Source organism: Clostridium sp. BSD2780061688st1 H5, from assembly GCF_005845155.1.
GTDB lineage: Bacteria > Bacillota > Clostridia > Lachnospirales > Lachnospiraceae > Claveliimonas > Claveliimonas intestinigallinarum.
The window spans coordinates 61,516-76,000 of record NZ_SPGT01000006.1 but is presented as its reverse complement, the minus strand read 5'-3'; the positions used below and the strand labels follow the sequence as shown (position 1 = coordinate 76,000).

The 14,485-nt window shown below is 55.7% G+C and carries 12 protein-coding genes; 10 read left to right on the top strand and 2 right to left on the bottom strand.

Going from position 1 to position 14,485, the window contains the following annotated elements:
• The first annotated feature begins 38 nt into the window (after window positions 1–38).
• Together FGQ86_RS05595 and FGQ86_RS05590 are read left to right on the top strand one after the other, a co-directional pair.
• A complete protein-coding gene (locus FGQ86_RS05595; protein WP_138303173.1) occupies window positions 39–1,250 on the top strand; it encodes a D-alanyl-D-alanine carboxypeptidase family protein in 1,212 nt (403 codons plus the stop codon).
• A gap of 123 nt (window positions 1,251–1,373) precedes the next feature.
• Window positions 1,374–2,243, top strand: coding sequence for a metallophosphoesterase (locus FGQ86_RS05590; RefSeq protein ID WP_033125562.1), 870 nt, complete (start codon window positions 1,374–1,376; stop codon window positions 2,241–2,243).
• A 2-nt stretch (window positions 2,244–2,245) separates the two neighbouring features.
• On the opposite strand, the gene FGQ86_RS05585 is transcribed toward FGQ86_RS05590, so the two are convergent.
• Entirely contained in the window at window positions 2,246–3,124 is an 879-nt protein-coding gene (locus FGQ86_RS05585; protein ID WP_138303172.1) for a DegV family protein, read from the bottom strand.
• 165 nt (window positions 3,125–3,289) lie between these two features.
• Between FGQ86_RS05585 and FGQ86_RS05580 the strand changes: the two genes are divergently transcribed.
• The 5 genes from FGQ86_RS05580 to FGQ86_RS05560 all read left to right on the top strand — a co-directional run bounded on the left by FGQ86_RS05580 (window position 3,290) and on the right by FGQ86_RS05560 (window position 8,802).
• Complete coding sequence (locus FGQ86_RS05580; protein ID WP_033125564.1) at window positions 3,290–3,874, top strand: TetR family transcriptional regulator; 585 nt, start codon at window positions 3,290–3,292, stop codon at window positions 3,872–3,874.
• A 72-nt stretch (window positions 3,875–3,946) separates the two neighbouring features.
• Window positions 3,947–4,741, top strand: coding sequence for a segregation/condensation protein A (locus FGQ86_RS05575; RefSeq protein ID WP_052084000.1), 795 nt, complete (start codon window positions 3,947–3,949; stop codon window positions 4,739–4,741).
• A 1-nt stretch (window position 4,742) separates the two neighbouring features.
• Window positions 4,743–5,312: an SMC-Scp complex subunit ScpB gene (gene scpB, locus FGQ86_RS05570; RefSeq protein ID WP_033125565.1), complete on the top strand. Its 570-nt coding sequence runs from the start codon at window positions 4,743–4,745 to the stop codon at window positions 5,310–5,312.
• Between the two features lie 127 nt (window positions 5,313–5,439).
• Window positions 5,440–6,690 (top strand): D-alanyl-D-alanine carboxypeptidase family protein, encoded by a 1,251-nt coding sequence (locus tag FGQ86_RS05565; protein WP_347562480.1) that lies wholly within the window; start codon window positions 5,440–5,442, stop codon window positions 6,688–6,690.
• 123 nt (window positions 6,691–6,813) lie between these two features.
• Complete coding sequence (locus tag FGQ86_RS05560) at window positions 6,814–8,802, top strand: 2-isopropylmalate synthase (protein WP_138303171.1); 1,989 nt, start codon at window positions 6,814–6,816, stop codon at window positions 8,800–8,802.
• Window positions 8,803–8,826: 24 nt separating this feature from the next.
• Here FGQ86_RS05560 and pepI read toward each other — a convergent pair whose 3' ends face one another.
• On the bottom strand, window positions 8,827–9,720 hold the full coding sequence (gene pepI / locus FGQ86_RS05555) for a proline iminopeptidase (RefSeq protein ID WP_138303170.1): 894 nt from the start codon (window positions 9,718–9,720) through the stop codon (window positions 8,827–8,829).
• Window positions 9,721–10,024: 304 nt separating this feature from the next.
• Here pepI and FGQ86_RS05550 point away from each other — a divergent pair, with 304 nt between their 5' ends.
• The 3 genes from FGQ86_RS05550 (at window position 10,025) to FGQ86_RS05540 (ending at window position 14,379) form a co-directional block, all read left to right on the top strand.
• A complete protein-coding gene (locus FGQ86_RS05550) occupies window positions 10,025–11,812 on the top strand; it encodes an aminopeptidase P family N-terminal domain-containing protein (protein WP_138303169.1) in 1,788 nt (595 codons plus the stop codon).
• Between the two features lie 28 nt (window positions 11,813–11,840).
• Window positions 11,841–13,202, top strand: a complete 1,362-nt coding sequence (locus tag FGQ86_RS05545) for a peptide MFS transporter (RefSeq protein WP_033125201.1) — start codon at window positions 11,841–11,843, stop codon at window positions 13,200–13,202.
• A 91-nt stretch (window positions 13,203–13,293) separates the two neighbouring features.
• Window positions 13,294–14,379, top strand: coding sequence for a Xaa-Pro peptidase family protein (locus FGQ86_RS05540; protein ID WP_033125202.1), 1,086 nt, complete (start codon window positions 13,294–13,296; stop codon window positions 14,377–14,379).
• Window positions 14,380–14,485 lie beyond the last annotated feature (106 nt).

The window sequence follows — 14,485 nt, the reverse complement described above, 5'->3', positions numbered from 1 at the left end:
ATTAGTAACAGACGATGTATGCAAGGAGAGATGGGCATATGAAACGATTTTTGACGGCCCTCCTGTGCGGGGCGCTGCTCCTGCAGCCGGCCCTGCTCAGAGCGGCGCCCCAGGCCGGCCAGGAAGAGACTGGGCAGGAGGAAAGCGGGCAGGAGGAAGCGGGGGCAGGTCCCCAGGTGGGTTCACCCTCTGCTTTTCTGATGGAGGCGTCCACAGGAAAGTCCGTCTACGAGAAAAACGCGGATGAGAGGCGGCCCCCTGCCAGCGTGACGAAGATCATGACCCTGCTTCTCATCTTTGACGCTCTGGCGGAAGGGAAGATTGCCCTGGAAGACCAGGTGACCGTGTCCGAGTATGCCGCCTCCATGGGAGGCTCTCAGGTCTTCCTGGAGCCGGGGGAGGTGCAGACGGCGGACACCCTGATCAAGTGTATCGCCGTAGCAAGCGCAAACGACGCATGTGTAGCCATGGCAGAGCATATCTGGGGGAGCGAGGAGGAGTTTGTGAAGCACATGAACGAGAGGGCTGCCGGACTTGGCATGGAGAACACCAGCTTTGTCAACTGTAACGGCCTGGATGCGGAGGGGCATTTGACTACCGCCAGGGACATAGGGACCATGTCCAGGGAGCTGATCCTTATATATCCCCAGATCCGGGATTACGCCGGCATCTGGATGGAGGACATTACCCACACCACGGCAAAGGGGAGCAGCACTTTCACCCTGGCCAACACAAACAAGCTGATCCGCCAGTACGCCTACGCCACAGGCCTGAAGACCGGTTCCACAGACGACGCCGGCTTCTGCGTGTCCGCCACGGCCGAAAAGAACCAGATGGAGATGATCGCGGTGGTCATGGGGGCGGAGACCTCAAAAGACCGGTTCAGGGACGCGGTGACTCTTCTGGACTATGGCTTTGGAAAGTGTGTCAAATATGTGGATGAGGGCATCCAGAGCCTGGAGCCTGTGAGGGTCCAGGGAGGCCAGAAGAGACTGGCGGCTGTCAGCCAGAAGGAGCCTTTCCAGTATGTGGACACGGAAGGGGCGGACCTGACAGCCATTGAGCGGGAGTATCAGCCCCAGGAGAAGCTGACAGCCCCTGTCAAAGCGGGGGATAAGGCGGGAAGCGTGGTCTACACACTGGACGGCGCCGAGATTGGCAGGGCGGACATTGTGGCGGTGGAGGATGTCCCGAAGGCCACCTACCAGAGCTCCCTGGAGCAGACCCTGGAGCTGTTCTTCCCGGCCTAGCCGGAAAGCAGGCATTAACTGGAAGAGAAGACGCGAAAGAAAGTTGCAAAACAGGGAAACAGATTATATAATCATTACCAGAACTGCCCAGAAGGCGGCAGACAGATAAGGGAGGAACGCGAAATGTGGAAGAAGCCGCTTGCGCTGCTTGGCGCGTCTGCCCTGGTGTGCGCCGGGGAGATGGCAAGGGAATTGTCCACCTTCCGGGTGAGACGCTACAGGGAAGAGATACCGGGAATGGAGAGAGGGAGCAAGATCCGGATGGTCTTTCTCTCAGATCTTCACGGAAAGGAGTACGGAAGGGAGAACCGCAGGCTCCTGGAGCAGGTCGAGAGGGAGGAGCCGGACTGTATCCTGGTGGGCGGCGACATGCTGACCCGGACACAGCCGGAGACTGACAGGACGGCAGCCGCTCTCATGAGGAGGCTTGCGGCTGTGGCCCCCGTCTATGCCGCCAACGGAAACCATGAGCAGAAGATGAAGGAGAACAGAAGACAGTACCAAGACCGGTATGAGAGATACCGGGACGCCCTGATGGGGGCAGGCGTACACCTGCTGGAAAACGAGACCTGTCTGTTTCAGAAGGGGAGCTTCCAGGCTGCGCTGACAGGCCTGGAGATCCCCCTTTCCTGCTACAGTCATTTCGGGAGGGAAAAGCTGCAGACAGAGGAGATAAAAAGGAGGATCGGGGAGCCGGAGGGAGAGGAGTACCACATCCTCCTGGCTCACAACCCGGCCTGCATGGACGCCTACTGGGACTGGGGGGCGGATCTTGTCCTGTCCGGGCATCTCCACGGAGGCGTCGTCCGGCTGCCCCTTGCGGGGGGAGTCATCACGCCTCAGATGCAGCTTTTCCCCAGATATTCAGGAGATATGTACAAAAGAAGAGACGGGCGAAGCTGTGTGGTCAGCCGGGGGCTGGGAACCCACACAGTCAATGTCCGTCTCTACAATATGGCTGAGCTCGTCAGCCTTTCCTTTACAGGTAAATAGGCCTAAGGCCGGTGCACCCGGAAGACGCCCACTCCAAGAGCCCCCGCCCCGGTGTGGCAGCCGATGCTCATGGTGAGAGGATAGTGGACGATCTCCATATCCGGAAAACATTCCTGATACTTTTCCTTCCAGGAGAGAAACTCTTCTTCGTCCATGTCCGTCTCGGCCATGCCAAGCTTCAGGACGCCCTCGTCCCTCAGATGGGAGAAGCGCATGTCTATATCCTTTCTTACCGCCTTGCACATAGTCCGGAAGGCGGCCTTCATGCCCCGGACCTTGGCGAAGGCATCCAGCTTGTCCCCCTGGATGGTGAGGACAGGCTTCAGGTTCAGCACCGTGCCCACCGCGGCGGCGGCTGGAGTGATGCGCCCTCCTTTTTTCAGGTATTTCAGGGTGTCCACCGCAATGTAGATGCTGGCATCCAGCGCCTCGCTTTCAAGCTGCTCCTTGATCTGTCGTCCCGTCCTTCCCTCCCTGGCGAGGAAGTAGGCGTCCAGCACGGACTGGGTTTGGGTGACAGAGATCCGGTGGTTGTCCACCACATGGACGCGGCCCTCAAAGTCACCCTCAGAGGCCAGAGCCAGAGCGCTGGCGCAGGAGGTGGAAAGTCCGCTGGACATGGGGATATACACGACCTCCCGGTAATCCCGCAGGAGGGAGGCCCACATGTCCATCACATCTCCGGGGGAGGGGAGGGATGTGCTGACAGCGGCGTCAGAGGCCAGCTTCCGGTAGAACGCGTCGGCAGTGATGCTCTTCCCCTCGTAAAAGGTCTCACCATCGATCAGGACAGGCATGGGAATGATATGGATGTCGGAATAAGGCTCGCACCCCGGCATGATCCCGCAGTTGCTGTCCGTCATAATAGCAATGTCTGACATAGTATTCTCCTTTACAGTTCCATGATATGACTTAAAAACTCAAAATATCTTACACATTGACCGATATTTTAACAGATGTTAAAATATTATAGCAGAACAAAAAATAAAACTCAATGACAGACCATCCGTTTTTGTCAGTTATTTATACAGATCGGGGGAAATGTAATGGAAGACAGACGCATTACGAAGACAAAGAGAAATCTGAAGAGCACCCTCATCTCCATGCTTCCGGAGCAGCCCTTTGAGCAGATCTCCATCACGGAGCTGTGTGCCAGGGCGCAGATCAGCAGGATCACCTTCTACTCTCACTACAGCGACAAGTACGCCCTGGTGGACGAGATCTTTCAGGATATGGTGGTCCTGGGCACGGAGGACTATGAGAGGAAACAGCGAAAGAACAATCCGGGAAGGGACGAGGTGCTCAGCTACTGCAACATCCTGGATGCCATTATGGAGCTGTACTACAGCCATTTTGACTTTTTCCATTACACGGCGCCGGACAAAAATCCCTACCTTGCGTTCGCCTTCTACAGCATCGTCCTGGAGACGGTGGAGAAGCACACCAAGAGGATGGAGAGGCAAAGCCGGCTTAAGTACTCGCCGAAGAGGATCGCCGGTTTTCTCTGCTACGGGATCATCGGCTTCATCAACGAGGGACACGCAGAGCGCATTCCGGTGGAAAGGCAGCAAAAAGAGGCCAAGGAGCTTCTCATGGGCATTCTACGGTCCCGAGTGCTCATACAGCTTTAGAAAAACTGTTGAGAAAAGAGCAAAGGTCAGATATAATAGTATGGTTAAGTCAGGAAAGAGCGGAGGATGTCTGTGGGATTAGAGGTAAAGCTGCAGGTGTTTGAAGGCCCTCTGGACCTTCTTCTGCACCTCATCGACAAAAATAAAATAGATATCTACGACATTCCTATCGTGGAGATCACAAATCAGTACATGGAATATATCCACGCCATGGAGAGGGAGGACCTGAACGTGATGAGCGAGTTCCTCCTCATGGCGGCCACACTGCTGGACATCAAGTGCCGGATGCTGCTTCCCAAGGAAGTGAACGAGGAGGGGGAGGAGGAAGACCCCCGGCAGGAGCTGGTGGAGCAGCTTCTCCAGTACAAGATGTACAAGTACATGTCCTACGAGCTCCGGGACCGGCAGGTGGAGGGCGAAAGATCCCTGTACCGGGAGCCGGACATACCGGAGGAGGTGCAGGACTACGTGGAGCCTGTGGATCTGGACAAACTGCTGGACGGGCTGACCCTGTCCAGGCTGAACAGCATTTTCCGGGAGATGATGCGCAGGCAGACGGAGAAGATCGATCCCATCCGCAGCCGCTTTGGAAAGATCGAGAAGGAGGAGGTCTCCCTGCCGGAGAAGCTGGACTATGTGGAGGAGTACGCCGGAACCCACCCCGCCTTCAGCTTCCGGCAGCTCCTGTCAAGGCAGGGATCCAGGGTACAGCTTGTAGTCACCTTCCTGGCCGTGCTGGAGCTGATGAAGACAGGCAAGATCAGGGTTCTGCAGGAGCAGCCCTTTGACGATATCCTTATCACCTCCATGATATGCGGCGGGGAGCGGACAGCGCAAGAAGAGCAAAGAGAAGAAGGGGAAGTATAAAGTGGAGATAAGCAGACTAGAGGGTATCATAGAAGCCATTCTTTTTACTATGGGGGACTCCGTGGAGCTCTCCAAGATCGCGGCGGCCATCGGCCATGACGAGGAGACGACCCGCAAGGTGATCCACAACATGATGGATAAATACGAGACGGACGACAGGGGAATCCACATCATTGAGCTGGAGGACTCCTTCCAGATGTGCACAAAGCCCCAGATGTACGAGTATCTCATCAAGGTGGCAAAGCAGCCCCGCAGGTACGTGCTCACGGACGTGCAGCTGGAGACGCTCTCCATCATCGCCTATCGCCAGCCTGTCACAAAGCTGGAGATCGAAAAGATCCGGGGAGTCAAGTCAGACCACGCGGTGAACAAACTGGTGGAGTATGATCTCGTGTGCGAGGTGGGACGGCTGGACGCGCCTGGAAAGCCCATCCTGTTCGGGACAACGGAGGAGTTCCTGCGGCGCTTCAGCATCCACTCCCTGGACGAGCTGCCGGGGATCAACCCGGAGCAGATCGAGAATTTCAAACACGAGGCCGAGGAGGAGGCCCAGCTGAAGCTGGACGTATAGCCTGTTCGGGCGCAAGACATATTTTTCGGTCACGGGGCATACATATAAGTTAACTGCGCGGATGCTTCGGGTCGTGATGTGTATGAGAAGACCGGAAAAAGGTCGGTTATATAGAAAATGGTATGGAATGAGAAGGATAAAGAGGGCCGGTATTCTCCTGGCGCCTGTCCTCCTCTTTATCTGGCTGGCGTTCTGTCCTTCCATGCGGGGGATGGCTGCCGGTGCCGGGGAGGGGGAGACGCCGGAGGAGCTGGCCCAGCTCTACGCCCGGTCAGCGGTCCTGATGGACGCTGACAGCGGGCGTGTTTTATTTGGAAAAGACGCGGACACAGCCCGTCCCATGGCCAGCACTACCAAGATTATGACGTGCATCCTGGCGCTGGAGACGGCGGACCTGGAGATGGAGTGCTCTGTGTCGGAGGAGGCTGCCTCCCAGCCGGAGGTCCGGCTGGGCGTCCGGGAGGGGGAGACCTACCGCCTGGAGGATCTTCTCTGCTCCCTGATGCTGGAGTCCCACAATGACAGCGCTGTAGTGATCGCGGAGAACACAGCCGGGAGTGTGGAGAAATTTGCCGGGATGATGAACCGGAAGGCGGAGGAGATCGGCTGCCGGGACACCTATTTCATCACTCCCAACGGCCTGGACGCCTCCGATGGGACCGGGATCCACTCCACCACAGCGGCCGACCTGGCCCGGATCCTTAAGTACTGTATCACCCAGTCCCCAAAGAGGACGGCCTTTCTCGACATCACGGGGAAGGACAGCTACACCTTCACAGACCTGTCCGGTCAGAGGAGCTTCTCCCTGCAAAACCACAACGCCTTTCTCACCATGATGGAGGGGGCTCTCACGGGAAAGACCGGATTTACAGCGGACGCCGGATACTGCTATGTGGGAGCTCTGGAAAACAGGGGACGCACCTTTATCGTAGCCCTGCTGGCCTGCGGGTGGCCGGGCAACAAGGGGTACAAGTGGGAGGACACAAAGAAACTGATGCAGTACGGGATTGACCACTACCAATATGAGACGGTCACTCTGGACCGGCCCCTGCCAGCCCTTCCTGTTTCCGGCGGCGCGCCGCCCTCCGGCACTCTGGAGGGGGAGGCTCTGGCTCTCCTTGCGTCAGAGCCCATCCAAAAGGAATTCCTTCTGGCGGAAAACGAGACGGTGACTGCCAGCATCGACCTGCCGGAGAAGCTGACTGCCCCGGTGACAGAGGGGCAGGAGGTGGGGAGTATCCGCTACTGCGTCGGGGATTTTCCGGTGGCAGAGCAGAAGGTAACGGCGGCTGCAAAGGTGCCGGAGCGAAGCGCCCTCTGGTGTTTCAGCCAGGTCTGCGCCCGCTATTTTGCGGGGAAGAATAAAATAAATCAATAAAAATGATTAAATTTACCACTTTTCTTTTGGGCATATGTATGATAGGATAGACGGGTATTAAAAAAGAACAATAAAGTTGATAAATATTCTGCTTTTTGTATTGCTGAAAGGAAGAGATGAGACATGAAGAATTTTGAGAAGTATGAGCGGCAGTATTTCATGCCGCCGGAAGTCACCTACGACTGGGTGAAGAAAGAATACATAGACCAGCCTCCCATCTGGTGCAGTGTGGACTTGCGGGACGGCAACCAGGCCCTGATCGAGCCTATGAGTCTGGAGGAGAAGCTGGAGTTCTTTGAGCTGCTCGTAAAGGTGGGCTTCAAGGAGATCGAGGTGGGCTTCCCGGCTGCCTCTGAGACAGAGTACAACTTTATGCGAGCCCTGATCGAGAAGAACATGATCCCAGACGACGTGACAGTCCAGGTGCTGACCCAGGCCAGAGAGCATATCATCAAGAGGACCTTTGAGGCTGTGAAGGGTGCGCCCCACGCTGTCATCCACCTGTACAATTCCACTTCTGTGGCTCAGAGAGAGCAGGTGTTCAAAAAGGATAAAGAGCAGATTAAGAAAATTGCTGTGGACGGTGCAAAGCTGCTGAAGAAGCTGGCGGACGAGACAGAGGGAAACTTCACCTTTGAGTACAGCCCGGAGAGCTTCTCAGGGACAGAGGTAGACTATGCCGTGGAGGTGTGCAACGCAGTCCTGGACGTGTGGAAGCCCCAGGCGGACAACAAGGCCATCATCAACATTCCCACGACTGTGGAGAACGCCATGCCCCACGTCTTTGCATCCCAGCTTGAGTATGTGCACAAGCATCTGGCCTACAGAGACAATGTGGTTCTCTCCCTCCATCCCCACAACGACAGGGGCTGCGGCGTGGCCACAGCGGAGCTTGGAATACTGGCCGGCGCTGACAGGATCGAGGGAACCCTGTTCGGAAACGGTGAGCGGACAGGAAACGTGGATATCATCACCCTGGGCATGAACATGTTCTCCCACGGTGTGGACCCGAAGCTGGACTTCTCCAACATGGAGGAGATCAAGGAGACCTACGAGCGGCTCACAAGGATGACTGTGGATGTGCGCCAGCCCTATGCGGGCGAGCTGGTCTTCACCGCCTTCTCCGGCTCCCACCAGGATGCCATCGCCAAGGGCATGGCCTGGAGAGAGGAGAAGAAGTGCGACAAGTGGACTGTTCCCTATCTGCCCATCGATCCCCAGGATGTGGGAAGACGCTACGACTCAGACGTTATCCGCATCAACAGCCAGTCCGGAAAGGGCGGCGTGAACTATATCCTGAAGCAGAGCCACGGCATCAACCTTCCGGAGAAGATGCGTGAGGAAGTGGGATACCTTGTGAAGGATGTCTCCGACAAGGCGCACAAGGAGCTGACACCGGAGTGGGTATACCAGATCTTTACGGACAACTACGTGAATGCGAAGACAGTGTTCTCCATTGACGAGTGCCATTTCCGCCAGGCGGACGGCATCATCGCCGACGCCACCATCCACCACGGCAATGACGAGCAGGTGGTGACCGCCTCCGGAAACGGACGTCTGGACGCAGTCAGCAACGCCATCAAGCAGTACTTCAACATCAGCTACGAGCTGCGCTACTACGAGGAGCACTCCCTCACCAGAGGATCTTCCTCCAAGGCGGTGGCCTACGTGGGCATCATCTCCCACGAGAAGACGTTCTGGGGCGTTGGCATCGACGCGGACATCATCCGCGCCTCCATCGAGGCCCTCATCGTGGCTGTGAACAAGATCGAGGAGCTCAGCACCGCTGACCCGGTGAAGGACGCCCGCATGATCGAGATCATGAACTATATACAGGCCAACTACATTGACGTGACGCTGGATGACCTGGCAGAGAAATTCTATCTCTCCAAGCCCTACCTTTCCAAGTATATCCGGGAGAAATCAGGGATGACCTTCGGAGACCTTGTGAAAAAGATCCGCATGAAGAAGGCCAGAGCGCTCTTAAAGAGCAGCAACATGACCGTGGAAAATATCGCCCTGTCCGTGGGCTATCAGAATGTGGAGCACTTTAACAGGCTCTTCAAGAAAGCGTACAATATGACACCGGTACAGTTCCGGAACCAGAAATAAGACGAGACAGAAGAAAACGGCTGCCTACACGCAGCCGTTTTTTTCTGTCTGATCCAGCCATTCAGTGAGAAGGCGGATATATTTTTCATTGTCCTCCACAAAGCACATGTGACGGCACCCGTCGAAGAGCTCCCATCTTGCGTTCGGGATGCGGTCGTACATGGTCTTGGCGATGAGGGGTGTGCACAGGTCGTTCGTGCCGCTGATGATGAGGGCCGGGCATTTGATCCTCTCCAGCTTGTCCGTGTACTCCCAGCTTCCCAGGGATCCTGTGGGGTTGTACTCGTTGGGACCCCAGCCGTAGAGGTAGGCCTCCTTCCCGGATCTCTTGGGACGGGTCACACACTCCGGCGTGTCAGCGGAGGGAGAGTCGCAGTGGCGCTCCATGAAGCGGCTGTTGGCGGCCAGGTACTCCGGCGTGTCAAAGTTTCCGGTCCGCTCCGCCTCGGCGATGGCCTCCTGGTCCTCCTGGGAGAGGAAACGGATCATCCGGTGCTGCTCCTTTGCCCACAGACTGGCGGAGGAAAGGGTGCTGGAGAGAATGACAGAGGCGACGCCCTCCGGCTGGTAGTCGCAGAGATACTCAATGGCCAGCATGCCGCCCCAGGACTGTCCCAGCAGGTGCACCTGGTCAAGCCCCAGATGCCTGCGCAGTTCCATCAGCTCGTTGTCCCATGTCTTCTGGCACCACAGCTCCGGGTGCCCGTCCACATAGGAGTTCCCGCAGCCAAGCTGGTCGTAGGAGATGACGGCCCTGCCTGTATCCGCCAGAGCGTCCAGCACCTCAAAGTAATTGTGTGTGGAGCCCGGTCCGCCGTGGAGAAGGAGCAGAGGCTTCTTGCCGTCCCTGCACTCGCCGGCGATCCGGTAGTAGGTCTGATAGCCCAGATAGGGCATGTATCCTTCTGTGATCTTCATATAGTTTACCTCCTGAATTTTTTTCTGAATTTTCTTTATATTATCTCATTGAAGGGCAGGCTTCTTACATAAAACCCGCTGCTTCTGACCAGTATATCATAAGGGGATTTTATTTGACAAGGCATGGATATGGGCATGTACTTCCCGATAAAGCCAATATTTTCAAGCCGCAATTTTTGAGTTTACAAACCTGGCTTTATATTGTAAAATAATATGGTCTGCGCCTGGTGTGCTTGTGCCGGCTGCCCTGCGCGGACAGACAGTGCATTTATACAAAACCACAATAATGGAGGCGAAAAAAGTCATGGATATAACCGAGAGAGTGCAGAAGCTGCATGAGATCATGCGGCAGAACAAGGTGGATATCTACATCGTGCCCACGGCTGATTTTCATCAGAGCGAGTATGTGGGAGAGTATTTCAAGATGAGAGAATTTCTCACTGGCTTTACCGGATCAGCGGGCACGGCCGTCTTTACAGCGGACGAAGCTTACCTCTGGACGGACGGCAGATATTTTATCCAGGCTGCAAAGGAGCTGGAGGGGACGCCGGTCAGACTCATGAAGATGGGCGAGCCCGGAGTGCCTGACATAGAGCATTTCTTAAGCGCCAGTCTTCCCGAGGGGGGCGTCATTGCCTTTGACGGAAGGTGTGTTTCCCTGGGCGACGGCAAGCTCTACGAGCAGATTGCCGCGAGCAAGCAGGGCTCTGTCTCCTGCGAAAGGGATCTGGCGGCGGACATCTGGAAAGACCGTCCGGCCCTGTCAGAGGAGCCGGTGTGGGAGCTTGCGCTTCAGTACGCAGGCGAGGACCGCAGCTCAAAGCTTGAGAGGATCCGCAGATCCATGGAGGAGGCGGGAGCGGACTGCCATATACTGACCACGCTGGACGATATATGCTGGACGCTGAACATCCGCGGAAACGACATCGAATTTTTCCCGCTGGTGCTGTCCTACGCAGTCATCAGGATGGACCGGATGGATCTCTATGTGGATGCGTCCAAATTCTCTGATGAGCTGAGGGAGAAGCTGGAGAAGGACGGCGTTGTCTTCCACCCCTACAATGACATCTATGAGGATGTGAAGAAGCTGGACGAAGGCGGAACTGTCCTCATCGACCCGGCAAGGCTGAACTACGCGCTCTGGAAAAACATTCCCCGCAAGACGGGAAAAGTGGAGATGCGCAACCCGGAGATCCTTTTCAAGGCAGTCAAAAATCCCACAGAGATTGCCAATATCCGCAAAGCGCAGCTCAAGGACAGCGTTGCCCATGTCAAATTTATGAAATGGGTCAAGGAGAACTACGACAAAGAGGTGATCACAGAGCTGAGCGCTTCACAGAAGCTGGATGAACTGCGGGCACAGCAGGGGAATTTTATCCGGCCCAGTTTTGAACCCATCGTATCCTTTGGCGAGCACGGGGCCATCGTGCACTACACATCCTCGCCGGAGACAGACGTGCGCCTGGAGGGCGGAAGCTTTCTTCTGACAGACACAGGCGCAGGCTTTTATGAGGGATCTACCGATATCACGAGAACCTACGCACTGGGCGACGTGACAGATAAGATGAAGGAGCACTTTACGCTGACAGCCATCAGCAACCTTCAGCTTGCATCGGCAAAATTTTTATACGGCACTACCGGGATGACACTGGACATGCTTGCCAGAAAGCCATTCTGGGACAGGAACCTGAACTTTAACCACGGGACGGGCCACGGGGTCGGCTATCTTCTGAACATACACGAACCGCCGACAGGCTTCCGCTGGCAGTTCCGGGCAGGAGAGATCCAGCCCTTCGAGGATGGCATGGTGATCACAGACGAGCCGGGCATCTACCTGGAGGGAGAATACGGGATCCGACTGGAAAATGAGCTGCTGACACGAAAGGGAACCCGGAACGAGTACGGGCAGTTCATGTATTTTGAGACCATCACATTCGTCCCGATGGACCTGGATGCCATCCTGCCGGATATGATGACAGAAGAGGAGAGACATCTTCTGAACACCTACCACAGCGCAGTGTACGAGAAGGTTTCCCCCTTCCTCGACGAGGAGGAGCGGGCATGGCTTCAGAAGTACACAAGAGCCGTGTAGGAAATAATAGTAGAGAGGAAACTTCAAAATGGAACAGACAGCAAAAAGAAAAAAACCCTTTGGTTTCTATGTCTGCGCGCTCGGCTTTACCTTTGAGCGTCTGGCATTTTACACCATGAAATATCTTCTGGCGATCTGGATCGCCACAGAGGCAATGCAGGGCGGACTCGGGCTTACCGACTCCGAGGGAACATTTATCTCCGCCGTGTTCGTGGCCGGAACCTACATCACACCCATCGTGGGCGGATGGATCGCCGACTACTGGCTGAGCCCCCGCATCTGCGTGCCGGCAGGTATGATCCTGATGGGCCTTGGCTATGTGTGCGCATGGCAGGCTGACTCCCTCACTATGGTGTGGGTCATGATCATACTGGTTGCCATCGGTACAGGTCTTTTCAAGGGAAACCTGTCCGGTATCAACGGACTTTTATTCCACGACCAGGAGGAGCTGAACAATGCATTCTCCATCCAGTACTCCTTTGTAAACATCGGAAGCTTTATCGGAACAACCTTTATCGCCATGCTTCCCATCTCAGGACTCTTTGGCCTGAAGCTGCCCTTTAACACCGTATTCCTGATCTGCGGCATCTTCCTCTTCATCGATGCCATCTGGTTCATCGCAAACCAGAGAGCGCTGGGAGAGGCGGGAAAGAAGCCCTTCAAGCATGATCAGAGAGAGTTCGTGGACAAGGCGAAGGCGGAAAAGGCAGAGAGCGCTCCCCTGACAAAGAGCGACTGGAAACGCATCATTGCGGTTATCCTTGTGACCCTGTTCTCTGTTGTGTTCTGGATGGTGTGGTATCTTGCCTACTATCCGGCCTATTTCTACTTTGGATGGGGCGACGGCGCTTCCTATCTGAACCACGCCAACTGGATGATCGGCTCCTTCCAGGTGCCCACATCCTGGTTTGACTCCATGAACGCCATCACCTGCATCATTCTGGGACCGGTGTTCGCTGTGGTGTGGGACAAGATGGCCAAGCGTCCGAAGGGCGATATGAGCATGTTCAAGAAGACAGCTCTGGGCATGATCCTTGTGGGTGTTGCCTTTGTTGTCATGGTACTGGCGGACATCATCAGAGGAGACGGCCAGTGCTCACTTGTCTGGATCGCCATGGTGGCTGTTCTCATGTCTGTGGGCGAGATGATCTTCTCACCTCTGGGGAACTCCTTCATCACAAAGATCGCGCCGGCCAAGGCCATGGGAATTCTTCTTGGCTTCTGGCCCATCGCCGTGTTCTTTGCACAGATGATCTATCCGCCGCTCTACGACTTCCTGAAGACCGTTCCCTTCCAGATGGGATACGGCGTCCTGGCAGCGGTTGTCATTGTTCTGGGAGTGATCCTGTGGGCATGCAGCGGCAAGCTGGACAAGCTGGAGCAGGAGTAATATCATAAGTAAGAGACCGACTGTTTTTGGCGGACATTTTGCCGGGGAGCTTCCCCGGCATGTGTAAAATATATAGAGAGGTGTGCATATCATGAACGAGGGAAGAACTCAGAAAATTTTAAAGGCAATGGAAGAAAACAAGATTCCCCAGATGATCATCTCTGATCCGGTAGCGATCTTCTACCTGACAGGAAAGTGGATCCATCCGGGCGAGAGGATGCTGGCTCTGTACCTGAATGTAAAGGGGAACCACAAGCTGGTCATCAACAAGCTGTTCCCCCAGGAGAAGGATCTGGGCGTTGAGCTTGTGTGGTACGATGACGTGGAGGACGCCGTGGAGATCCTGAGCCGCTACGTGGACAAGGACGCTGTCATGGGCGTGGACAAGAACTGGCCCGCCAGATTTCTTCTTCGCCTTCAGGAGCTGGGCGGCGGAAGCAGCTTTGTCAATGCTTCCTGGATCGTTGACCAGGTCCGCATGATCAAGGATGAGGAGGAGCAGGAGCTGATGCGGATCTCCTCCCGGATCAACGACGGCGTTATGGAGAAGGTCATCCCCCTTGTGGCAAAGGGAATGACAGAGATGGAGCTGGACCACAAGGTGCGGGAGATCTACAAGGAAGCCGGATGTGAGGGCGTGTCCTTTGATCCCATCACTGCCTACGGGAAGAACGGGGCAGATCCCCACCACGCCACAGACGATACAAAGGGCAAACGGGGTGACTGCGTAGTCATCGACATCGGCGGTTTCAAGGACAACTACGCTTCCGACATGACAAGAACCGTCTTCATCGGAGAGGTGTCAGACCGGGCAAGAGAGATCTACAACATCGTCCTGGAGGCCAACCTGCGGGGCATCGCGGCTGCAAAGCCGGGCAACCGGATGTGCGACGTGGACCTTGCCGCGAGAAATTACATCGAGGAGAAGGGCTACGGACAGTATTTTACGCACCGCACCGGACACTCCATCGGTCTGGAGGACCACGAGTTCGGCGACGTGTCATCTGTGAACACAGATATCATCAAGCCGGGCCAGTGCTTTTCCGTTGAGCCGGGCATCTATCTGCCGGAGGAGGGCATCGGTGTGCGCATCGAGGACCTTGTCCTGATCACAGAGGACGGCTGCGAGGTGCTCAACAGCTTTACAAAGGATCTGATCGTCGTACCGGAGGAGTAAGGATTTCTACTTGCGGACGGAAGCGACAGGATTTATAATAGTACAGTGAATACACACAGAGGGCAGGAACCGGGGGTTCTTTGTCCTCTTGTGACTATAAAGAAAA

What these genes read in the sequence shown, in the direction of transcription:
- FGQ86_RS05545 (WP_033125201.1), top strand. Translation starts at nt 11,841, where the DNA reads ATGGAACAGACAGCAAAAAGAAAAAAACCCTTTGGTTTCTATGTCTGC.
- FGQ86_RS05560 (WP_138303171.1), top strand. Translation starts at nt 6,814, where the DNA reads ATGAAGAATTTTGAGAAGTATGAGCGGCAGTATTTCATGCCGCCGGAA.
- FGQ86_RS05590 (WP_033125562.1), top strand. Translation starts at nt 1,374, where the DNA reads ATGTGGAAGAAGCCGCTTGCGCTGCTTGGCGCGTCTGCCCTGGTGTGC.
- FGQ86_RS05540 (WP_033125202.1), top strand. Translation starts at nt 13,294, where the DNA reads ATGAACGAGGGAAGAACTCAGAAAATTTTAAAGGCAATGGAAGAAAAC.
- FGQ86_RS05580 (WP_033125564.1), top strand. Translation starts at nt 3,290, where the DNA reads ATGGAAGACAGACGCATTACGAAGACAAAGAGAAATCTGAAGAGCACC.
- FGQ86_RS05595 (WP_138303173.1), top strand. Translation starts at nt 39, where the DNA reads ATGAAACGATTTTTGACGGCCCTCCTGTGCGGGGCGCTGCTCCTGCAG.
- FGQ86_RS05550 (WP_138303169.1), top strand. Translation starts at nt 10,025, where the DNA reads ATGGATATAACCGAGAGAGTGCAGAAGCTGCATGAGATCATGCGGCAG.
- pepI (WP_138303170.1), bottom strand. Translation starts at nt 9,720, where the DNA reads ATGAAGATCACAGAAGGATACATGCCCTATCTGGGCTATCAGACCTAC.
- FGQ86_RS05585 (WP_138303172.1), bottom strand. Translation starts at nt 3,124, where the DNA reads ATGTCAGACATTGCTATTATGACGGACAGCAACTGCGGGATCATGCCG.
- FGQ86_RS05565 (WP_347562480.1), top strand. Translation starts at nt 5,440, where the DNA reads ATGAGAAGGATAAAGAGGGCCGGTATTCTCCTGGCGCCTGTCCTCCTC.